Source organism: Spiroplasma platyhelix PALS-1 (assembly GCF_021496725.1).
Lineage (GTDB): Bacteria > Bacillota_I > Bacilli_A > Mycoplasmatales > VBWQ01 > Spiroplasma_D > Spiroplasma_D platyhelix.
Genome location: NZ_CP051215.1, coordinates 164,637 through 187,618 on the forward strand (window position 1 = coordinate 164,637; position 22,982 = coordinate 187,618).

The window sequence follows — 22,982 nt, forward strand, 5'->3', positions numbered from 1 at the left end:
GATATGGTGAAATAATGCATTTAATTGTGACAAAAGATTCAGATGAAATTGCAAATTTATTAAGTAAAATTGTGATTGGTTTAGTTAATCAAAAGTCTAATGCTGTTTTAGGATTAGCAACTGGCTCAAGTCCAATAGCAACATATAAACTACTAATTGAAGATCATCAAACAAATAAAACAGATTGATCAAATGTTAGCACTTTTAACTTGGACGAGTATGTTGGTTTACAGCAAGAAAATCATAATAGCTATCATTACTTTATGGAAGAGCAATTATTTAAGCACCTTAACATTAAAAAAGCAAATATTCATATTCCTAATGGACTGGGTGATGTCAAACAAAATGCTACTGAGTATGAAAAATTAATTAGTGAACATCAACAAATTGATTTTCAAATTTTAGGAATTGGCAGTAATGGTCATATTGGGTTTAATGAACCTGGTTCAGATGTCAAATCTGTAACAAGAGTAGTAGAATTAAGTAAAGAAACAATTCAAGCAAATAAAAGATTTTTTGCTAGTAGCCAAGATACTGTTCCAACACAGGCAATCACAATGGGTATTGCAACAATTTTAAAAGCAAAAAACATTGTTTTGATTGCTACTGGCAAAAATAAAGCAGAAGCAGTGAAGGCTTTGGTGCAAGGAAAGGTTTCTGAAAAATGACCTTGTAGCTACTTACAAAATCATCCTAGTGTTCTGATTCTAGCAGATCAAGCAGCAGCATCACTATTAGAACAAAAAAGTTAATTTAAGGAGCAATAATTATGGAAAATGAAATAAAAGAAGATAGTTTGAAAGAAGAAATTCTTAAAGAAAATATTGCTATTAAAAGCAAAAAAGAATTTTGTAAAAAGTGTGTCGAAGAAATTTTGCCTGATCAAGATTCAGTTCAAGTTAACAATATTTTAATTAAAGGGAATTATCATAAAGATTGTTACATTCAAAATAAGAAAAATATTAAGTGATTAATTATTGCTTCTTATTTGATTCCTTTAGGAATATTTTTAATTATTACTGGCTTATTTTTGGGGATATTTTTTGGTATTATCATCCCAAAAATAAATAAATGATAAAAGGAGAAAAAGTAAAATGCGTAAAAAAATTATTATCGGAAATTGAAAAATGTATAAAACTATGAAAGAAGCAGAAGAGTTTCTAACTGAATTCAATGAACAAACTACTGGTTGAAGTTTTGATTGTGATTATGGTGTTGCAGCTAGTTTTACTAATTTGCATGTTTTAAAAGCAAAGAAAGCAAGTGATTTTATTATCGCTGCACAAAATTGTCATGATCAAGCACAAGGTGCTTTCACAGGTGAAGTTGCTACTAATATGTTAGAAGAGTTAGATGTTAGTTATGTTATTATTGGACATTCAGAAAGAAGAGAATACTTTAATGAGACTAACGAAAGCATCAATCGAAAATTAAACTGAATTTTTAGTAGTTCAAAATTACTACCAATTTTATGTTGTGGAGAAACTTTAGCACAATATGAAAAGCAAGAAACAAAGAAAGTAATTGAAGAACAAATTAAGGCTGCTTTAAAAGATTTAAAGCAAGAGGATATTAGTAAATTAGTTATTGCTTACGAACCAATTTGAGCAATTGGTACTGGTAAAACTGCAACTGATGTAGAAGCTCAATCTGTTTGTTCAGAGATTAGAAATATTGTTGCGAACTTATATAGTAAAGATATTGCTGATCAAGTTAGAATCCAATATGGTGGTTCAGTTAAGCCTGAAAACATTAAAACATTTTTAGCACAACCTGATATTGATGGAGCTTTAGTAGGTAGTGCTTCATTGAAAGTAGCAGATTTTATTAATTTATTAAATTAATTATTTGTTTGATTTAATAGTAAGGAGCAAATAAAATGAATCCAGTTGAACCTGAATCCATCAGTAATTGATGGCAGAATTTAAAATTAAAAAAACAAAATTTTCAATTTGCTAAGACAAAATTTATCTCTGATAAATCAGAAGCAAAAGTTAAGATTGTGCACTTATTGAATGATAAGATTGAACCTGTTAGCCAAATACCAAATTTTGGGTTGATTGTTTTAAATCAAACGATTTTAAACAGTCATGATAAAACAAGTATTGCTGAGCAAGGATTTATTAGTAGTGATTTCTTTAAAGCTAAAATCATTGATGTTGATAGTACAACTGTTAAGGGTGTTTATTTTCATTTAGTCAAAGTTATTTCTGGCATCATCACTATTAGTGAAGATTATGAGTTAACATTAACTACTGATGAATATTTTTGTCAGCAATTATTTGATAATAAATTAGCAGTTAAATTATTTAATTTATTTTTACATCATAATTTTGCTATTTCAGAAGATGTAATTAAAAAGATTAGCGTTAGAATTGATGATGATATCTTTACTTTAAAATTTAATAAGAAATTAAATATCAGTAAAGAGATGATTTTTCAAACGCGAGATGCAATTAATCAATGCCTAGAAAATAAGCGATTGAACTATCAAAAATATCCTTTTTTAAAAGATGAGTTAACTAAGTTAGAAAAGGAACGTCTAACAAAACTTGAATTGATTGAAGTTAAAAATTTTACAACACAAAAAAATAATTTTACTGTTGATTTTTTAGTCGGAAAAGAAAAGATTAGTGATTTCTTTATCAATAGCAAAAAAGAGTTATTTGCTGGCATAAAAATGATTAACCAAAAAATAAAAGTAATTAGTAGTGATAAAATTTCTGAATTTTATCCTGAGTTGATTGTTGACACTTATGAAAAATTAGAACAATTAAATCATGATTATCTAAAATTAAAAGATGATTTCACTAATTTTCAAAATAAAAATCCTGAGTTGATGAAGAACTTTATCAATGATTCAATTGAAACTCAGTATTCAGAAAAAATTGGAGACTATCAATTTATTCATATTAATTTTAATAATCTGTTGTTAGATCAAGATTTACTAGCATCAAAGGCAGCAGAAAAAATTCAAACAGCTGATGATCAAATTTTATTTTTATCTAATAATAATCTTGCTAATTCGATGGTTATTTTAAAAATTAGTCAGAATTTAATTAGCGAGATTAATATCACACCATTAGTAAATCAATTTTCTAATGTCTCTTTTAAAGCAATTAATTACAATCAAGAACAAGATGGTGTTTTTATTGAAGCAGATAACTATCAAGTAATTAACGATTTTATCAGAAACATCATCAACTTCTTTAAAATTAGTAACAATCAAACAATTTAAAATTAAGCAAAAGTAAATTTTTGCTAGAATCTGTGAGGTTTATATAAAATTATGAAAAAACAACCAATTTTACTAGCAATTTTAGATGGTTTTGGGATTGCTAAAGAAAGTAGCACTAACGCAATTTCACAAGCAAAAAAACCTAATTTGGATTATTTTTTAGCAAATTATCCACACATGCAATTAGATGCATCAGGACTAGCAGTAGGTCTTCCAGAAGGACAAATGGGTAACTCAGAAGTAGGTCACTTACATATTGGTGCAGGAAGAACAATTTATCAATCGCTAACATTAGTCAACAAAGCGATTGATGATAAGAGTTTTTTTAGTAACCAAGTAATCAAAGCAGCAATTGCAAATGCAAAAGAAAAAAATAGTAAACTACATATAATTGGTTTATTAAGTGATGGAGGAGTTCACTCTCATATCAATCACATTTTTGCTTTATTAGAATATTGTGCGCAAGAAAAATTTAGTAATGTATATGTTCATGCAATTTTAGATGGTAGAGATACTAAAAGTAATGTTGCAAAGATTTATCTACAACAATTAATTGACAAGATGGCATCTTTAAAAGTAGGAGCACTTGCCACAATTTCAGGAAGATATTATGCAATGGATCGTGATCAACGTTGAGAGCGCTTACAGTTAGCATATGATGCCATGGTGTTTCATAAAGGAGCAAGTTTTACTGAACCTTTAGTTTATATTGATCAAGAGTATCAATTAGATCATAGTGATGAATTTGTGATGCCAGCATACAATCAAAACTTGGAAAATAGTAAAATTAGCGATGATGACAGTATCATTTTTGCTAACTTTAGACCAGATAGAGCAATTCAATTAGCTAGTGCACTAACTAATTCAAACTATCCATTTTGAAAAGATAATAGTGCTGAACCACTAAAAAATATCTATTTTATTTCAATGATGACTTATGCAGATAGTGTTAAGGCAAATGGTGTTATTTTTCCACCAGTTAAGATAACTAATGGGTTGGGTGAGTGATTAAGCAAAAATAATCTAACACAATTAAGAATTACTGAAACAGAAAAATATGCTCATGTTACTTACTTTTTTGATGGAGGAGTAGATGTTGAGTATCCTTTAGAAACAAGAATTTTAATTCCTTCACCAAAAGTAAAAACATATGATTTAATGCCAGAAATGAGTGCTGAGTTGATTACTCAACGTTTAGAAAAAGAAATTAAATCAGATAAATATGATGTGATTATCTTAAATTTTGCTAATTCAGACATGGTTGGTCATACTGGTAACTTAAAAGCAGCGATTGCTGCAATTGAAACAATTGATTGATGTTTAGGAAATATCTATCAAAATTTAAAGCAAGTTGATGGAACTTTAATCATTACTGCTGATCATGGTAATGCTGAAGTTATGGTTGATGAACAAGGTGAGATTAATAAAAAGCATACTTCTCAACCAGTACCATTAATAATTTGTAAAAAAGGTTTGCAATTAAAAGAGCATGGCAGTCTAGCAAATGTTGCTCCAACAATTCTTGATCTTTTAAAAATTAAAAAGCCAGAAGAAATGAAAGAGGAATCTTTATTGAAAAATTAAGGTTTTTCAAGAATTTTAGTTAATTTTTGTTGTGAAAAAAATTTTTTTAAATTATTATTTACTTGTATAAAAATACTTTGTATGATTTGAAAAGAATCAACTAATATGAAAGAGGTTAAAAAATATTATGTCAGTTATTATTGATGTTAGAGCACTACAAGTAATTGATTCTCGTGGTAATCCAACAATTCAAACAGAAATTTGAACAGATGCAGGAGGCTATGGAATTGCCCTTGTTCCTTCAGGAGCTTCGACTGGTTCAAGAGAAGCAATTGAATTACGTGATCAAGATCCAAAAAACTATCAAGGAAAAAGTGTTTTAAAGGCAGTTGAAAATGTTAACACAATGATTGCAGAAGCAATAATTGGTCAAGAAGTTTCAGAACAAAAGTATCTAGATCAAATTATGATTGATTTAGATGGAACAGAAAATAAATCAAAGTTAGGGGCTAATGCAATTTTGAGTGCTTCTTTAGCAATTGCAAGAGCAGCAGCAAATGAGCTTGATATGCCATTATATCGTTATTTAGGAGGAACTAACAGTTGTCAGCTACCAGTTCCAATGTTTAATGTTATTAATGGTGGAGCACATGCTGACAACAATATTGATTTTCAAGAATTTTTAATTATGCCTGTTGGAGCAAAAGACTTCAATCATGCGATTCAAATGGCAGCAGAAACATTCCATTGTTTAAAAGATATTTTAAAATCAAAAGGAATGGTTACTGCAGTTGGTGATGAAGGTGGATTTGCACCAAACTTAGGTAGTGCAGAAGAAGCATTAGATTTAATTATTGAAGCAATTAAAAAAGCAGGGTACGCACCAAAAACTGATATTGCAATTGCAATGGATTGTGCTTCAAGTGAAATTTATCAAAATGGTAAATATGTTTTGGGAGCAAAACCAGCAGCTAAACCTGGAGATAAAAAAGAATGAACATCTGAACAAATGGTTGATTATTTAGTTTCATTAGTGAAAAAATATCCAATTATTTCAATTGAAGATGGTCTAGCAGAAGGCGACAAGCAAGGATTTAAATTATTAGTAGAAAAAACTAATAATGAAGTACAAATTGTTGGTGATGATTTATTTGTTACAAATCCAAAGATTATTGCGGAAGGAATTAAAGAAGGACTAGCAAATTCAGTTTTGATTAAATTAAATCAAATTGGTACGCTAACTGAAACTATTGAAGCAATTCAAATGTGTCAAAAAGCAGGTTGAACAGCAGTTGTTTCTCATCGTTCAGGAGAAACAGAAGATACAACTATTGCAGATCTAACTGTAGCATTCAACACAGGTCAAATTAAAACTGGTTCAATGTCAAGAACAGATAGAATTGCTAAGTATAATCGTTTGCTTACAATTAATGCAGATTTAGCAGAAGATGCAGAATTTTTGGGAAGTGAAGTTTTTTATAATTTAAAAAAGAATTAAAAAACAGCTAAATTAAAATGGGGATTTAAATATGAGTGAAACTAATAAAAAAAGAAAGATTGCAATTTTAACTTCTGGAGGAGATGCTCCAGGAATGAATAATGTTATTAGCGCTGTCTACAAAACAATTAAAGCAATAAACTCTGAAAAGCAAGCAAATAAAAGTCTGAGTCCAGAAGAAAAACGACCGTTAGAATTGATGTTAGTTAAAAATGGTTACAAAGGAATTTTAGAAAAAGAAATTTATGAGGTTGATGACCGTTGAAAAGAGTTAATTACTATCAGTACTAAAATTGGTGGAACAATTATTGGAACAGCACGTTTTAAAAGTTTTGAAGAAGAAGAAACAAGAAAAAAAGCAAAAAAAATCTTAGATGAGTTTGGGATTGAAGCTTTGATTGCTGTTGGGGGTAATGGGACATTTGCTGGGTTACAAAAGTTAAGTGAACTAGGCGTTAAATGTGTTGGGATTCCAGGAACAATTGATAATGATATTGTTTCAAGTGATGTTACAATTGGATTTGATACTGCGCTCAACACAATTGTTGACGCAATTGATCGTATTCGTGAAACATCAGACTCTCATTCTCGTATTTCAATTATTGAAACAATGGGTCGTCATTGTGGAGACTTAGCAATTCAAGCTGCTGTCAACTGTGATTTAGTTGCTACTCCTGATAACCCAAAGATTCAAGAGCATGAATTAATCAATATCATCAAAGATTTACATACTAAACAAAATTTACGTTCAATTGTTGTTCTAACAACAGAACATTTATATGATGTGAAAAAGTTAGCAAAAAATATTGAACAAGAATTGAAAGTTGAAACAAGAGCAACAGTTCTTGGTCAAGTTCAACGTGGTGGTTCACCAAGTGCTTTTGATCGTTATCTTGCAACTATGATGGGAATTTTTGCAGTTGAACAACTTGAAAAAAAAGGCAACTCAAGTTCAATCATTGGATTGAATGGTAACAAATTATCAGCAATGCCAATTCAAGTTGCTTTAAGTATGCCAAAAGCAGATCACTTTAATGCAATTAGTAAGATTTTACGTTTATCTGGAATTTTTTATAAAAGAAAATAGCATCATTTAAATACTACTTAAAAAGTACTGGATAACTAATTATTCAGTACTTTTTTGCTTTTTATTTAGATTTAAAGATGTTAAAATGATTTTAATAAAGTATTGAATTATAAAAAAGAGGATAGATTATGGAAGTTAAAATTTTAAATCAACAAAATCAAGAGCAAATTGTCAAGTTTAGTGACAAGATTTCAGGGTACGATTTATTAAATCAATATGCAAAAGAACAAAATAAAAATGATATCGTAGCATTTTCTGTTGACAATCAAGTTAGAGATTTATTTTCTCATGTTAGCAATGATGCAACAGTTAAATTTATTTACAAGCAAGATCAAGAAGGTTGAAAAGTTTTAAATTATAGCTGTGCCTTAGTTTTGGCTTATGTTGTGAAGAAGTTGTATCCAAAAGCAACAATTGCTGTGGCACAAAATACTGATACTGGGTTCTACTTAGATTTTGATTATCAAAAGCAATTGAAACAAGAAGATTTATTAAAAATAAGTACTGAGATGAGTAAGGTACTGCAAACAAAATTAGCAATTACTCATAGCTGTCAACAACTACCAGAAGTATTGGATTTATATAAAAATAATCCTTTTGCCCAACAATATGCTGAATTGACTCACATCAATGGTCGTAAAGCATCTTATTTAGTTGACAACAAAACTAAAGTGATTGCATCAGGAGTAGCAATTAGTACTAGTTCACCAATTAAGTATTTTCAACTAACAAGTGTTACTGGAGCTTATTGATTAGGTGATGATAAGAATAAACAATTACAAAGAATTAGTGGTATTTGTGACTGGGAAAAAGAAGGGCTAGTAGCAAAAATCGCTGAGATTGAAAAAAGAAAAAGTTACGATCATCGTGTTCTTGGTAAGAAGTTAAATATCTTTATGTTCAATGATGAAGTAGGTAAGGGTCTACCAATTTTTTTACCTAATGGTATGACAATTAAGAAAACTTTACAAGCTTATTTAAGAGAACAAGAATTTAAATGAGACTATCAAGAAGTAAGCACACCAGTGCTTGGTTCAGTTGAATTATATAAAAAGAGTGGTCACTGAGACCACTATCAAGAAAATATGTTTGCACCAATTGTCAACGATAACGAACAATTAGTACTTCGACCAATGACTTGTCCACATCATTGTATGATTTATCAATCAGTGCCACGTTCTTATCGTGACTTACCAATTCGTTTAAGTGAACATGCTTTATTGTATCGCTATGAAACAAGTGGAGCACTGACAGGATTAGAACGAGTTCGTTCAATGGAACTAAGTGACTCTCATATCTTTGTTCGTCTTGATCAAATTAAAGAAGAATTTAAGCGTTGCTACCATTTGATAACTGAAGTTTTAGAAACTTTAAACATCAAAATATCTTATTTCTCTCTATCTTTAAGAGATCCAGAAGATAAAGAAAAATATTATAATGATGATCAAATGTGAGATCATGCTGAGAATGAATTAAGAGAAGTACTAAATGAATTAAAGATTGACTATCAAGAGATGATTGGTGAAGCTGCATTTTATGGGCCAAAATTTGATATTCAAATCAAAACACCTTTAGGTCATGAAGTAACAATTTCAACAATTCAATTCGACTTTTTACTACCAAAAAGATTTGAACTAACATATATCGACAATAAGAACCGCGAAATGAGTCCTGTCATCATTCATCGAGGGTTGATTGGTACTTATGAACGTTTTATTGCAACTTTATTAGAGCAAACTCAAGGAGTTTTTCCTTTATGACTTGCTTTTCAACAAGTAGCTATTCTACCAATTAATGATAGTGAAGTAATTAGTCAGTATACTGAAGAAATTCATAATGCTTTAAAAGCAAAAAATATTCGTAGTGAGATAGTGAAAGAAGATACTTTAGGAAAAAGAATTAGATTAGTTCATGAGAATAAAATTCCTTATGTTCTGATTATTGGAGCAAAAGAGCAACAAGCTAAGAATCTAACTTATCATACTTATAAAGAACAAAAAGATAACAAAACCTTAAGTAAAGAAGAATTTATTAAGTTATTAGAAAAAGAAATTATTGCAAAAAAATAAAAATAAAAAATGCTGTTACATTTAAGAACAGCATTTTTTATTGTTGATAGCTACTTGAACTTCCAGATGAAGTTGAACTACTTGAAGAAGAACTTGCAGAACTGCTTGTAGAACAGTTTACTTTTTCAGCTTGTAGGCCACTTAATTTTTCAGCAATTGAAGTTTCGCCTTTAGATCATCAGTAAATAGTGTAAATTAATCCGATAATGCAAACATAACTAAAATATTGTAGTAAACTAAACATTCCATACATAAACTTTTGTTTCTTACCTTTTCCTACTTGCATTCCAACGATAAGTTCACCAAGTGAGTTAACATCAAAGATCCATAAAATAGCATTGATAATAAACAAAAGAGTATTGATTAAGCTTTTAACAAAACGTCTAAGTTTCATTAGTTTTCCCCTTTCTTAGTTTTATTATTGCCTTTATTATACTATTTTCAAAATGTAAATTAAGAAATATAATAAAGCATGGTAATAAAAAAATCGTTTAATTACTTGCGTAACTAAGTATTATTTGCCACCAGACATGTGTAGTCCACTTATTTTTTCAGCAATTGAAGTTTCGCCTTTGTATCATCATCAAATAGTGATGATTAATCCAACAATAGTAGCATAAGTAATGTATTGTAGGAAACTACATAATCCATAAATAAGCTTTTCTTTTCTTGTCTTACCAACTTGAATCCCAGTAGCCATTTCTCCAAGAGAATTCATATTGAAGATTCATAAGATAGCATTGATAATAAATAAAAAGTTATTAATTAAACTTTTAAGAAAACGTTTAAGTTTCATTAGTTTGCCCCTTTCTTAATTATTACTGCTTTATTATACTATTTTAAAAAAGGAAATTAATAAATATAATAAAAGCAGTCTAATGGAAAATATTGATGCTGTTGGAAAATAAATGGTATATAATTTTATTTGTAAGTTTTAATAGTATTTAATTATTAAGCAAATGAAATCAAAAAGGAGTAAAAATGACAAAAGATAATATTATCAAAAATATGAAACGAACAAAAATAATTACAACGATTGGGCCTTCAACAAATTCTGCTGAAGCAATTGAAACTTTGTTCGCAAATGGTATGACAACAGTTCGTTTGAACTTTTCTCATGGTGATCATCAAGAGCAAGGAAATAGAATTGTTTGAACAAAACAAGTAGTAAAAAAACTTGGTAAGCCAATCTCAGTTATGTTGGATACTAAAGGTCCAGAAATTCGTGTTGGTAAGATGCTTGATGACAAGCAACAAATTGCTAAAGGTAGTATGGTGACAATTTATACAACAGAAGCAGATTATACAAATAAAGTATGTGGTTCAACTGAAATGACAGTGTCATATGATATGTCAAAAGATTTAAAAAAAGGTGATGTTGTTTTAGTTGATGATGGGAAATTACATTTAGATGTTATCTCAGTTAGTCCAGGTGTTGTTCAAACTAATGCATTTAATCATCATTTATTAAAAACAAATAAAAGAGTTAATTTACCAGGAGTAGATTTCTCTTTACCTTTTTTATCAGAAAAAGATGTCAAGGATATCACTTTTGGTGTTGAGCAAGGAATTGACTATATTGCTGCTTCATTTGTGAACACAGCAGCTAACGTTAAACAAATTCGTGATTTATTAAAATCACTTAATGGTGAAAATATTCAAATCATTGCCAAAATTGAATCACAAATTGGAATTAACAACATTGATGAGATTATTGAAGCTTCAGATGGAATTATGGTTGCTCGTGGCGATTTAGGATTAGAAATTCCTTATTATGATGTTCCATACTGAGAAAAAATTATGATTAGAAAATGTCGTAAGGCAGGGAAACTTGTTATTGTGGCAACACAAATGTTAGAGTCAATGACAGATAATCCTGCGCCAACAAGAGCAGAAGTAACTGATGTATACTTTGCTACTGAGTTAGGAGCAGATGCAACAATGCTATCAGGAGAATCAGCAAATGGAACTTATCCTTTCATTGCTACTGATGTGATGGCAACAATTAATCGTCGTGCTGAGATGGAATTTTATTCAAAATTATATTATGAAAAGCAATTTGAAGATGCTATTCAATCAGCATCAGCTTCAAGAGCAGAAATTGTTAAGAAGTTAGCAGAAAAATGTAAGTCTGGTGAATATGAATATGCTGTTGTTCTTTCAAAAACAGGAGAACTACTAAGAGCACTTTCAAAGTTTCGTCCTAACACAGTTGTAATTGGAATTTCAGCTGATGAACAATTGTATACAATGTTTGGATGTTATCATTCAATTTTTATGAATAAAGTTGACAACTATGATAAATTTATTAATTCAGATGAAGAAATTATTAATGTTGCAAAAGCTTGAGGAGCAAAAATTAATAGTAAAATTCTTTTCATGCGTAGTGAAGAAATTAGAGAGATTACTATTAAATAAATATATAAAGAATAAATTTTTTTCATATATCAAAGTTAAAAAATGTATTTGTATCAGAATAAGATAAAATATTAAAAATTTTATAAGGGAGAAATATTATGAAAAAAGTTTTTTTAGTAATCGCAGGTTTGGGACTAACAAGTTCAGCTATACTAACAAATGTTAAGTTGGGTGATGAAAAAACTGTTCATAGTGCGCTATCTTATAATGAATTATATATTTTAGGAGATAGTTTATCAGATACAGGCTCGTTAGTTGGTGCTGCTAGTGAAATATTAAAAGAATTTCAAATTCAAGATTAAGATTTTTTATTAGAAGAACCATTCTATCAGAGTAGATCATTTTCTAATGGTCCAGTAGCAGCAGAAATATTAGCAAAAAAGTTAGATTTAAATTTAAAGCCTGCTTGAGATTTTAATTTTTTAGATCAAAAAGAATTTAAACAAGTTGGTAATAATTATGCTGCAGGAGGTGCACAAACATCAGAAACTTCTAGAGCAGAAGGTTTGCTACTAAATAATTTTACGATTAAAAAGCAAGTTGATGCATTAGTAAATCAACATACAATTCAAGAAAATGATTTAACTTTTTTTGAAATTGGCAGCAATGATTTGATTCAAGGATTAGATTTATTGCTAGATTATAAAGAAGTTGTAACAAATGCAATTGCTAATCAAAAACAAGCATTAGAAACTTTAATTGAACATGGAAGTAAACATATTTTACTGATGAACACACCAGATTTAGGGAATGTTCCTAATTTTAAAAATACTGGTCAAAAACAACAAGCTTCAGAATTGAGTAAGCAGTATAATAATTTATGATTAGATATGGTCAGCAATTTACAAGCAAAATATCCTCATTATTTTAAGGTTTTTGATCTCTATCAGACCTTTCCTAAATTATTAGCAAATTTTGCTAGTAATGGGGGCAATATTGATGAAGGTGCTGTTAGTTATGAACTTAATCCTGATATTATTATAGAAGGTAAGATTACACCAAAGTGAGAAGGATCAGCTTCACCATCAACAATTGATCAGTATTTTTTCTTTGATTTTGTTCATCCAACTGCATCAATTCATGCGACAGTAGGAGAAATGTTGTATCAAACAGTAAATAGTGCATGATAGTTTTATGATAAGAAAATTCAATAAATTCTTGCATTTTTAGAAAAACTTGCTATAATTTTCTATAGCATAAAGAAAGTAGTATTCACTCACCTGATAACTATGCTGTTATAGGTTAAAAGCTTTAAAAGTTATTTTTTAATAACAAAAAAGGATTTAATGGTGAGTGTGCTTTATGCACACTTTTATTTTATAAATTTACTGGAGGTTGTATGGTAAATAAAAAGCAAGATGAGTTCTGAAACGAAAAAATTCCTTTTCAAGAATTTTTAGTGATTGATCAAGAGGGTAAAAATTTAGGGGTTATGAAAAAAGATGATGCTTTAGCAAAAGCATATAGTTTGAATCTTGATTTGTTATGTATCTCACCAAATGCTAAACCTGCTGTTTGTAAGATAGTTAATTATGATCACTATCGTTTCCAACAAGAGCAGAAAGATAAACAACAAAGAAAGTCACAACGCGCTAGTGTTGTTAAGGAGAAAGAAGTTCGCTTAACAGTTAACATTGGTATGCATGACTTAAAAGTAAAAGCAAAAAAAGCAAGAGAGTTCTTATTGAAAGGTGATAAAGTCAAAGTATCACTAAAATACAAAGGTAGAGAAATTCAGTATCGTGAACTTGGGTTTGAAAAGATTCGAGCATTTTATGACGAAGTAAGTGATATCGCACTTTGTGATAAGGATTTAAGTAATTTAGAAAAAACTAAATTTGATGGTAATTTTTTAAATATTTATTTGACATTAAAAACTAAAGACTAAATAGTGGAGGAAAAAATGCCAAAAATGAAAACTAAAAAAGCTTTGAAAAAAAGAATCAAAGTTACTGCGTCAGGAAAATGAATGCGTGGTAGTGCTTATGTTTCGCATTTAGCACCAAGAAAAACAACAAAACAAAAGCGTCAATCAAGAGGATGAACAACAGTTTCTAAATCTGATTACAAGCGTTTAAAAGATTTAATTTAAAAGGAGAATAGAAGATGGCAAGAGTTAAAGGTGGTTACACAACTAATCATCGTCGTAAGAAAGTTTTAAAGCAAGCAAAAGGTTACTATGGTTCAAAGAGTACTTTATATCGTACAGCTAATGAACAAGTAATGAATTCTTTAGCATATGCTTATCGTGATCGTAAGAATCGTAAACGTGATTTTCGTAAATTATGAATCACAAGAATTAATGCTGCTGTTAGAGCAGAAGGGTTATCATATTCAACTTTCATTTCTGGTTTGAAAAAAGCTGGGATTGAATTAAATCGTAAGACACTATCAGAGTTAGCAATTAATAATCCTGACGAGTTTAAAAAACTTGTTGATAAAGCGAAAGCAGTTTAAGAAAATTGAAAAAAAGTCTTATTTTATAAAATAAGACTTTTTTTATTTTAAATTTTTTGATTTAATTTAGAAAGCGATAAAATATATAATAAGAATAAGGTGTAGAAAATATGAATTTATTTAGTGGATTTACAGATAGTGATTTAAAAGAAGTTGTTAGCCCTTTATTTGGTGTCAATTATTGAATAGGACTTAGTATTTCAGTGTGTCTAATTGCAAGTTTATTTATTTTTAAAGGTTTTTATGCTCAAGTTAGTAGGTATAATGTTTTTCGTTACTCTTTAGGTAGCTTGCAGTTGATTCTTTATTTTTTATATTTTTATTTTCATGAGATGAATGGTGATATAAATTGAAAAGATTATATGCCATTTCACTTATGTTCACTTTTAGATTTAGTTAGTATTTTTTTATTAATTTGTCCTTCAGATAAATTATTTAGTTTGACTTTTCCTTTAGTTGGACCGGTTGTTTTGCCATTTCTTTTTCCTGACAAGCATGTTTATGGACCTGATAACTTCTTTTACTATCACTATTATCTAAATCACTTAATTATTTTCTTTGGCTTCTTTTATTTATATACTTATGGTCATGTAAAGTTTAATTCTTTATACTTGAGACAAATATGTACTTTTATGACGGGGTTTGCTTTATTTGTCTTCGTTTTCAATATTACATTTGGTACTAATTATTTATTTATTGGTTCAGCAGGATTTACTTTCACTGATAAGTATTGACTTTTAAGTACTGGACATTGAAATCCTGTCTTTCGTTTTATTTTTATGTGGTCAGTTGGAATGATGTTTATTTTAATATTTAATTTTTTGATTAAAAAATATTTTCCGCCTTTTTATTTCAACAGTGGTAGTGAGGTTAACAAGTATTATGACAATAAATTATCATTATTTAGTAAAATTAAGAATAGATTAAAAAAAACTAATAAGTTAGGAGCATAACTATGTTGAATAAAGAACAATTGCAAACAATTATTAAACTACAAGCAGAATTAGATTTAAAAATTGTTCAAACAAAAATGATTGAAGAAAGTCAAGATGTACTGACAGCAAAATTTTTAGCTTTACTTGTGGAGATTGGTGAATTTGCTAACGAACAACGTTGTTTCAAATATTGAAGTTCAAAGCCTGCATCATCAAAAGCAGTATTGTTAGAAGAATATATTGATGGACTTCATTTTATTATCAGCATTGCAAACAATTTAAAATTAAATCTTAGTGATTTAAAAATTGTTGAACAAAAGTATGACAATTTAAATTTAGCTTTTTTAGATTTATTTTCTGAAACTTTAGCATTAGCAAAAGAAAAAAATCTAAGTATCATCAATCAATGATTTAATATTTACTATACAATCGCCAAATTGTGTGATTTTAGTGGGGATGATATTTTTAATGGTTACTTAGACAAGAATAAAATTAACCATTTGCGTCAAGAGCAAAATTATTAGTTGGAGGACTAAATGGAAGTTAGAACAATTTTTTATGATGAAAAAAAATGAGAGTATATTGTTGAATATAAGCAACAAAAAAATCTTTATCTGAAATTAAAAGGTAATAAAATTTTTGTTAGTGCTCCTTTTTTTGTTAAGTCAGAAATGATTGAAAATTTTGTTCGTGAAAATTTAGCAAAGTTAGCTGCTAAGATTCAAGAGCATGATTTGCAGCATGAGTTAAAAATTGAACGTATTGCTTTCCTTGGTGAACCTTTTATTTATTTTTTAGATAAGAAACTAACAATGATTATTAAGTATCAAAAGCAAACTAAGTTTTTTATTAGTGATGATGGTTTTTTTGTTTACACACCGCTAGCAGTAAATAATGAGAATGAACAACTTTTACTCTTAAAAAAAATTAACGCATTTTTAAAAAAAGTAGCGCACCCAATTTTTTTAGAACGATTAACTCACTGACAAACAATTATGAATTTAAAAGTTTCGACCTTAGAAATAAGATTGATGAAAAGTAAGTGAGGAGTTTGTTTTCCTAATTTACAGAAGATAACTTTAAATTCAAAATTAATCCATTTTAGTTATCAAGTGATTGATTATGTTGTCATTCATGAGTTAGCGCATTTAATTTATCCTAATCATAGTAGGGATTTTTGAAATTTAGTATCATTGTATTGTCCAGAATATAAAAGTTGTAAGAATATTTTAAAATATAGTAGTGTTAGCGTAGGTAGTAGTAATGAAAAAGATTAGTTCTTTAAGTAACCCAATAATTCAATATCTGAGAACTCTAGCAAAAAGTAAGAATCGCTATCAGAATCAACAATTTTTAGTTGAAGGTAAATATCTTGTTGAAGAAGCTTTAAAGCATAGAGCAGTAGCAACAATTTTTCTTGATGAGAGTGAAACTGGTAGTTACCAATTTTTATTAGATCAAAAGGTTGAGATTTTTTTAGTAACAAAAGCGATTATTAAAAAAATTAGTCAAACAGTTACACCACAACCAGTTGTAGCTTTATGTAATTTTCAAAAGTATCAAGTGAAAAATAAAGATAACATTATTGTGCTAGATAACATTCAAGATCCTAGTAATTTAGGAGCAATTTTAAGAAGTTGTTGTGCCTTTGGTGTTGAAAAGATTTTTCTTTCAGAAAATAGTGTTGATTTTTATAATCACAAAGTGGTTAGTGCTAGTAAAGGAGCGATATTTAATATTGCTTTTGAATATTGTGATTTAATTACTTTGATGACTAAATTAAAAGCAGAGGATTATTATTTTTATGGAACTTTCTTACATGAAGCAAAGCAACCAACAAAGTTAAATCAAATTAAATTTCATAAAAAGAATGGTTTTTTGTTTGGCAACGAAGGACAAGGTATTAGTTCTGAATTAAGAATATTAGTTGATGAAAATTTTATTATTGAAACAACTAATAAAGTAGAATCACTAAATTTAGCAACAAGTGTTGCTCTAACAATTTATTCCTTATTTATTGATGTTAAATAGTAATATTGTATTACAATATGATTATTAAAATGATTGGTGGCAAATAATGAAAGATATTAATAAAATTAAAGAGCATTTAAAGAAAATTTCAACAGATGCAAAAGCAGATGTTAAGAAAAATTCTGAAGTTAATTTTTTGCATTTTTTAAAGTCAAAGTATTTAGGAAAAAAATCTGCATTTAGTGATGTTCTAAAATCATTAACTAATTTTGATGATAATCAAAAATCTGAACTTGGTAAATTAGTAAATAATTTTAAAATGGAAATTATGGAGTTAATTAATGAAAAAATTGTTAAGCTTGAACAAGAAAAATTAGAAAAGGAATTAAAAGAAAATAAGATTGATGTGACGCTACCAGGGATTGGTTTACAAGTTGGTTATCGTAATCCATTATTTTTGGTGATTGATGAGATTACAACAATTTTTAAAAATTTAGGCTATCAAGTAATTAGCGGTACTGAAGTTGACAATGAAGAATATAATTTTAATCGTTTGAATTTACCTGAAAATCATCCAGCAAGAGCGATGCAAGATACATTTTATTTAAATGATACTCGTAAAGGTAAGAATCGTATGTTGTTGAGAACACATTGTACAAACATGACAGCAAGAATCCTATCATTAGTAAATAAAGATATGAAAGAACCTTTAGCATATATCAGTTTAGGAAATGTTTATCGTAAAGATGATGATGATGCAACGCATAGTCATCAGTTTATGCAAATGGATGCTTTTTTAGCAGGTCATGGTGTGACTTTTGCTAATTTGAAGTGAACATTAGAATATTTCTGTCAGAAATTATTTAAAGCAGATAGTAAGATTCGTTTGCGTCCAAGTTTCTTCCCTTTTACTGAACCTTCTGCTGAAGTTGATGTTAGTTGTCCAATTTGTGGTGGTCGAGGTTGTGCTTTATGTAAGCATACTGGTTGAATTGAAATTTTAGGAGCAGGGATGATTCATCCTAATGTTTTTCATGCTTGTGGCATTAAAGATCCTAATATTACTGGTTTTGCTTTTGGTGTTGGAATTGAAAGAATTGCCATGATTAAATATAGTATCGATGATATCAGATTATTTTATAGTAACGATTTACGTTTTTTAAAACAATTTTAGAATTGGAGAAAAAAGAAGATTATGGTAGTTTCAAAGAGAATACTTAATCAATGAATAGATGTTAGAAAAATTAAAGATCAAGAAATTGCTAAAGCATTAAACAGTTTAGGATTCGAGGTTGATAAGGTAGTTAATTTAACTACTACTAACACTAATTTAATTGTTGGTGAGATTTTAAAAATTGAAGAACATCCAAAAAGTAAGAAATTAAATCTTTGTTATGTCAACATTGGAAGAAAGATTGTCAAAATTATTTGTGGCGCAAGTAATGTTCGAGTAGGAATTAAAGTGGTTGTAGCTCAGGTTGGTAGTAAGTTAGCAAATGATTTGGTGATTGATCACAGAGAAATTTTAGGTGTGATGTCTCATGGGATGATTTGTTCATTATCAGAACTTGGCTTGAATCCTGAAGTGCTATCAGAAGAAGAATTAGCAGGAATTGTTTACTTGCCTGATGATGCTCCAGTTGGTAGTTTAAGTCCCTTACATTATTTAGAATTAGATGATTCAATTTTTGAAATTCAATTGACATTAAATCGTAGTGACTGTTTGGCTATGTATTATCTAGCTAAAGAATTAAGTCACTACTTTAAGTTGCCATTAAAAAAGATTGCTGTTAGCAATTTTAGCAACATTCAAACAAGCAAACAAAGTAAGCATGAATTCATTCATGCTTTAGGAACATTGAAAATTAATTTATTAAATCATGGTCAAATTGACGAAAGTTGAATTAAAAGAACTTTGCAACTAACAAATATCAAACCAAAATCATTCTTTGATAACTTAGTTAGCATTGTGATGTTAGAGTTGGGTCAACCAGCTGTTGTTTTTGCAGCTGATAATTTAGAAGATTTTAAAATTACTTTAGCAAATAAAGATTATCTAACAAAAAGTTTTCAATTTTTTAAAAATGATATTGTGTTTAGTAATAAAGAACAATATTTTAGTAACTTAGCAGTTTCAACACTATCAGATTATTTTGTTGAGCCAAAAACTAAAGCTTTAGTTTTTGCTTCATTAAATTTAGATGGTGATTTAGTACAAGATCAAATCAAACGTAATAGTTTCAATCCAAGTAATTTATTCTTACAAAGACTAAACAAACCAATTGTGCCAGTAAATTATTTACTTGTGTTACAAAGAATTTTATTCTTATTGCATCAATTTCATATCAAATTTGAAGTTGTTAGTTTTGTTAATGAGGTGAACTATCAATTAAAAGATAACTCACGCACAATTAACTATCAAATGATTAATAAACTTTTAGGAACAAATTTAAGTTTAGCTGAGATTGTTAGTGCTTTAAACACAATTGGTTGTAAGGTACTAAAAAAATCAAAACTATCAGGAATAATGAAGATTAAGATTCCGAGTTATCGAAATGATTTGAATAATGTCAACGATTTTACTGAAGAAGTAGCAAGAGTTGTTGGATACAATAATTTGCCAAAAATTAAACCAAAATTTGTCATCAGAGCTGAACCATTAAGTAACTTACAAATTCTTTTAGCCGATATGAAAAAATATCTATTGGATTATGGCTTTCATCAAGTGAAGACTTACAACTTAACTAATAAAGATACGCTAGCAGACTTTAACTTTTTTGGTTACAAAAAACCAATTACTTTAATTGCTCCAATTAATTTAGCAAGAAAAGCAATGCGTTTTAGTTTGTTACCTAGTTTATTAGAAATTTGTCGCTTGAATGCTAGTTTCAAGCAGGATAGTTTAAAAGTATTTACTGATGAAGTGATTTATAACAATGATCCAGAAGCAGTAGAACATGCTAATCATCATTTAGCTTTTGTTGTCAACAATGATTTCTTTGATGTGCAAAATTATTTTAATCCTAATTCTGAAAAGTCTAATAATTATTTACTAATTAAAGGATTTTTAGCAGCTTGATTCACTAAGCAAGGGGGTAAGGAATTTAATGATGCCTTAACTTATCATAGTTTTGATCAAGAAACAATTCACCCTTATTTGAGTAGTAAAATAAAGTATAATAATATTCATTTTGCAACAATTGCAGCTTTACACCCAGAAATTGCTGAAAGAATTGCTTTAAGTAAGCAAGTATTTTTAGTAGAGATTAATTTTACTGAATTAGTAGCTATTTTTGCTGAGTTGAAAGACAAGCAAGTAGTGAAATATAAAAGTTGATCAAAGTTTAATCCATTAAGTAGAGATTTATCAATTATCATTAGTAGTAATGTTGAATATGAAGATGTTAAGAATGTGATTTGAGCAGCAAGAACTAAATACTTGCAAAACCTAACTTTAATTGATATTTATTCAGATGAAGTTTTAAAGCATAAAAAGAAACATTCTTTAACTTTTAATTTAGAATTTAATAGTAAAAAAGAACAATTAGATGAAGATAGAGTTAGTCAAGAAATTAAAATGATTCAAAGCCTAATGCAACAAAGGTTTAATGCAGAGATTCGTTAGTTTGAGTGTTAGTTCTTAGCTTATGTTCTTATTGAAGATGGTGTTGAAATGAAAAAATACTGAAAGGACAATCTTAATTTTTACTCTAAAGGGTTACTATTTATTATCCCAATTTCGCTTCAAGCATTAGTTGAAACAGTGTTGGGTCTAATGAATACTTTTATTGTTGGCCAGTTTGGAAACGATGATGTGATTGCAGGGGTTGCATCATCAGTTAATGTCTACGATATGATTTGATATGTTTTCTTTGCGATTGTTGCGACAGGAAATATTTTTTTAGCGCAATATGAAGGTGCAAACATGAAAACAAAAATTAAAGAAACAACTAATGTTAAGTTGTTTTATGTTTTGTTGATTTCAGTTATTTGTTTGATAGTACTAGAAGTTTTTGCTAAGGATATTTCTATTTTGATTTTAGGAGCACATGGTGGAGAGCATTATGATGAAGCAATTAAGGTGGCAACACAATATAGTCGACTAATTGCTTGAAATTATCCTTTATTAGGTTTTGCTTACATTATGTCCCTAACAATGAATGTTGCAGGAAATGTTAAGACTCCTTTGATTGTGGCTTCTATTTCTTTAGTTTTGAATACAGTTCTAGTTTGTACGCTTTCACTACCCTATCAAGGTTCTCCTAACTTAGGGATTGAGGGACTAGCAATTAGTTTGATTACTTCAAGAGCAGTAGAATGTTTAATTTTTATTGGTTACTTAATTTATAAAAAACCAGAGTACGCGCCAAATTGAAATATCTTTAAAATTAGTAAAGAACTACATTGAAACTATTTTAAAGCTTTCATTCCAATGTTTATTAATCAATTATTTTTTGGCTTGTCTCTAATTATTCAAACGGTTATCTTTGCTTACTATGGTAGCACAACTGTTGTCGCAGCAACTAGTATCGTTTCAACCACAATGGCAATTTTCTATTCAACTTATCGGGGTTATAACGCCTTAGTTTCTTACTATGTCGGTCAGAATTTAGGTAAGGGTAAGTTAGCTTTGGCAAAAGAGAACGCCAAGAAAATTTTACAATTGGTCTTTTTAATTTCAGTTGTGACAGCTTTAGTTATTTTAAGTTGTGCTTTCTGAGTACCAAGATTTTTATTTGTCAACTTAAGTGCTGAAGGATTGAGTCTAGCAATTTGATATTTAGCATTTAGTGCGATTGGTTATTTTTTCTTTAATATGATGCAACCAATTTTTAGTTTCTTATATGCAGGAGGTTACACTTTAATTGTTAGCATCACTGATTTGTGTTTAGTTTGAATTGTTGACATTTTTGTTACTTTTGCATTATTACAATGAACTCAAATGGATATTAAATATGTGATGATGATTTCTTGTCTAACAAAATCAATTGATTTTGCTGTTAGTTATGTTTTATATCGTGTTGTTCCTTGAAATAAAAAAATTATTAGTAAGAGTGAAATAAAATTACCAAAAGCAATTTTAGAATAAAATTAAATAATATAAAATTTATTTTTGATTCTATTGTTAATTATTTTTAGAGGTATATAATTTAATTTATATTCGTTTAATATTTTTAAAAATATTAAACTTTTGAGGGGGTATTAATTTATGAAAAATTTATTAAGCGTTTTAGGAATTATTGCTATTGCTGGTAGCGCTCCAGCTGTATTGGTTAACAGTAATCAACAAAGTGAAAATTTTTCTCAACAGTATTATTGAAATGGTAGTCATAGTAATGAAGCACGTTCAGTAACAGCTTCACCTTCTGTAAATGGTGAAACAAATAGAAGCGTATTGACTTTAAATTTAGGAAGCCAAAAACCTAATTTTAGTTCTTTTTCTTTCAATGGTAATCATGATATTAATTTAAGTTGGGGTGGCGACTCTTATGGTCCTTATAATGTCAATTTTGGTGGACTTGCATTTGGATCAAATAATAATGAAAAGGTTACTGAGGCTAACACTGATGCCATAGATAAATATTCAACAATTGAAATTTTTAATGAAAGATATTCTTCTGGTTTAGCAAAACTTGATGCTACTATTTATTTTGGTTATACATGATATTATGAATCTGGAAACTATTATTTTCAATTATTAGTAAATCAATTTGTTAATCCAATGAATTCTTTTTCTTCAGCAACTCTTGATATTAATTTAGGAGTAGGCGCAATTTTAAGTTAG

The 22,982-nt window shown here is 28.7% G+C and carries 24 protein-coding genes; 22 read left to right on the forward strand and 2 right to left on the reverse strand.

Annotated elements, in window-relative coordinates; translation table 4 throughout:
• Window positions 1-14: 14 nt before the first annotated feature.
• The 8 genes from nagB to thrS all read left to right on the forward strand — a co-directional run bounded on the left by nagB (window position 15) and on the right by thrS (window position 9,416).
• Entirely contained in the window at window positions 15-752 is a 738-nt protein-coding gene (gene nagB, locus SPLAT_RS00875; RefSeq protein ID WP_168105187.1) for a glucosamine-6-phosphate deaminase, read from the forward strand.
• 17 nt (window positions 753-769) lie between these two features.
• A complete protein-coding gene (locus tag SPLAT_RS00880) occupies window positions 770-1,078 on the forward strand; it encodes a hypothetical protein (protein WP_168105188.1) in 309 nt (102 codons plus the stop codon).
• Window positions 1,079-1,094: 16 nt separating this feature from the next.
• On the forward strand, window positions 1,095-1,844 hold the full coding sequence (tpiA, locus tag SPLAT_RS00885) for a triose-phosphate isomerase (RefSeq protein ID WP_168105189.1): 750 nt from the start codon (window positions 1,095-1,097) through the stop codon (window positions 1,842-1,844).
• Window positions 1,845-1,879: 35 nt separating this feature from the next.
• The gene (locus SPLAT_RS00890) at window positions 1,880-3,238 is read left to right on the forward strand and encodes a hypothetical protein (protein WP_168105190.1); all 1,359 of its coding nucleotides are present in this window, start codon (window positions 1,880-1,882) and stop codon (window positions 3,236-3,238) included.
• 51 nt (window positions 3,239-3,289) lie between these two features.
• The gene (gene gpmI / locus SPLAT_RS00895) at window positions 3,290-4,822 is read left to right on the forward strand and encodes a 2,3-bisphosphoglycerate-independent phosphoglycerate mutase (RefSeq protein ID WP_168105191.1); all 1,533 of its coding nucleotides are present in this window, start codon (window positions 3,290-3,292) and stop codon (window positions 4,820-4,822) included.
• Between the two features lie 127 nt (window positions 4,823-4,949).
• Window positions 4,950-6,260: a phosphopyruvate hydratase gene (gene eno / locus SPLAT_RS00900; RefSeq protein WP_168105192.1), complete on the forward strand. Its 1,311-nt coding sequence runs from the start codon at window positions 4,950-4,952 to the stop codon at window positions 6,258-6,260.
• A gap of 31 nt (window positions 6,261-6,291) precedes the next feature.
• Window positions 6,292-7,347, forward strand: a complete 1,056-nt coding sequence (locus tag SPLAT_RS00905; protein WP_168105193.1) for an ATP-dependent 6-phosphofructokinase — start codon at window positions 6,292-6,294, stop codon at window positions 7,345-7,347.
• 128 nt (window positions 7,348-7,475) lie between these two features.
• Window positions 7,476-9,416: a threonine--tRNA ligase gene (gene thrS, locus SPLAT_RS00910; RefSeq protein ID WP_168105194.1), complete on the forward strand. Its 1,941-nt coding sequence runs from the start codon at window positions 7,476-7,478 to the stop codon at window positions 9,414-9,416.
• 37 nt (window positions 9,417-9,453) lie between these two features.
• On the opposite strand, the gene SPLAT_RS00915 is transcribed toward thrS, so the two are convergent.
• On the reverse strand, window positions 9,454-9,810 hold the full coding sequence (locus SPLAT_RS00915) for a hypothetical protein (RefSeq protein WP_168105195.1): 357 nt from the start codon (window positions 9,808-9,810) through the stop codon (window positions 9,454-9,456).
• Window positions 9,811-9,930: 120 nt separating this feature from the next.
• Complete coding sequence (locus SPLAT_RS00920) at window positions 9,931-10,212, reverse strand: hypothetical protein (RefSeq protein ID WP_168105196.1); 282 nt, start codon at window positions 10,210-10,212, stop codon at window positions 9,931-9,933.
• 185 nt (window positions 10,213-10,397) lie between these two features.
• Here SPLAT_RS00920 and pyk point away from each other — a divergent pair, with 185 nt between their 5' ends.
• From pyk to SPLAT_RS00990, 14 genes are all read left to right on the forward strand, one after another.
• Window positions 10,398-11,834: a pyruvate kinase gene (pyk, locus tag SPLAT_RS00925; RefSeq protein WP_168105197.1), complete on the forward strand. Its 1,437-nt coding sequence runs from the start codon at window positions 10,398-10,400 to the stop codon at window positions 11,832-11,834.
• A gap of 98 nt (window positions 11,835-11,932) precedes the next feature.
• The gene (locus SPLAT_RS00930) at window positions 11,933-12,136 is read left to right on the forward strand and encodes a hypothetical protein (RefSeq protein ID WP_235083228.1); all 204 of its coding nucleotides are present in this window, start codon (window positions 11,933-11,935) and stop codon (window positions 12,134-12,136) included.
• A gap of 9 nt (window positions 12,137-12,145) precedes the next feature.
• Window positions 12,146-12,964 (forward strand): SGNH/GDSL hydrolase family protein, encoded by an 819-nt coding sequence (locus tag SPLAT_RS00935; RefSeq protein ID WP_268833981.1) that lies wholly within the window; start codon window positions 12,146-12,148, stop codon window positions 12,962-12,964.
• Window positions 12,965-13,173: 209 nt separating this feature from the next.
• A complete protein-coding gene (gene infC / locus SPLAT_RS00940; protein WP_168105199.1) occupies window positions 13,174-13,722 on the forward strand; it encodes a translation initiation factor IF-3 in 549 nt (182 codons plus the stop codon).
• Between the two features lie 15 nt (window positions 13,723-13,737).
• Entirely contained in the window at window positions 13,738-13,926 is a 189-nt protein-coding gene (gene rpmI, locus SPLAT_RS00945) for a 50S ribosomal protein L35 (protein WP_168105200.1), read from the forward strand.
• Window positions 13,927-13,940: 14 nt separating this feature from the next.
• Window positions 13,941-14,291 carry a 50S ribosomal protein L20 gene (rplT, locus tag SPLAT_RS00950; RefSeq protein WP_168105201.1) on the forward strand — a complete coding sequence of 117 codons (351 nt, stop codon included), beginning with the start codon at window positions 13,941-13,943 and terminating at the stop codon, window positions 14,289-14,291.
• A gap of 110 nt (window positions 14,292-14,401) precedes the next feature.
• Window positions 14,402-15,244, forward strand: a complete 843-nt coding sequence (locus SPLAT_RS00955) for a YwaF family protein (protein ID WP_168105202.1) — start codon at window positions 14,402-14,404, stop codon at window positions 15,242-15,244.
• 2 nt (window positions 15,245-15,246) lie between these two features.
• Entirely contained in the window at window positions 15,247-15,750 is a 504-nt protein-coding gene (locus SPLAT_RS00960) for a dUTP diphosphatase (RefSeq protein ID WP_168105203.1), read from the forward strand.
• Window positions 15,751-15,762: 12 nt separating this feature from the next.
• Entirely contained in the window at window positions 15,763-16,503 is a 741-nt protein-coding gene (locus SPLAT_RS00965) for a M48 family metallopeptidase (protein WP_168105204.1), read from the forward strand.
• The gene (locus SPLAT_RS00970) at window positions 16,490-17,257 is read left to right on the forward strand and encodes a TrmH family RNA methyltransferase (protein WP_168105205.1); all 768 of its coding nucleotides are present in this window, start codon (window positions 16,490-16,492) and stop codon (window positions 17,255-17,257) included. Before SPLAT_RS00965 ends, SPLAT_RS00970 begins: the two co-directional genes overlap by 14 nt.
• Window positions 17,258-17,303: 46 nt before the next feature.
• A complete protein-coding gene (gene pheS / locus SPLAT_RS00975) occupies window positions 17,304-18,371 on the forward strand; it encodes a phenylalanine--tRNA ligase subunit alpha (RefSeq protein WP_168105206.1) in 1,068 nt (355 codons plus the stop codon).
• Between the two features lie 21 nt (window positions 18,372-18,392).
• On the forward strand, window positions 18,393-20,822 hold the full coding sequence (pheT, locus tag SPLAT_RS00980) for a phenylalanine--tRNA ligase subunit beta (protein ID WP_168105207.1): 2,430 nt from the start codon (window positions 18,393-18,395) through the stop codon (window positions 20,820-20,822).
• A gap of 48 nt (window positions 20,823-20,870) precedes the next feature.
• Entirely contained in the window at window positions 20,871-22,286 is a 1,416-nt protein-coding gene (locus SPLAT_RS00985; RefSeq protein ID WP_168105208.1) for an MATE family efflux transporter, read from the forward strand.
• Between the two features lie 120 nt (window positions 22,287-22,406).
• The gene (locus SPLAT_RS00990; protein WP_168105209.1) at window positions 22,407-22,982 is read left to right on the forward strand and encodes a hypothetical protein; all 576 of its coding nucleotides are present in this window, start codon (window positions 22,407-22,409) and stop codon (window positions 22,980-22,982) included.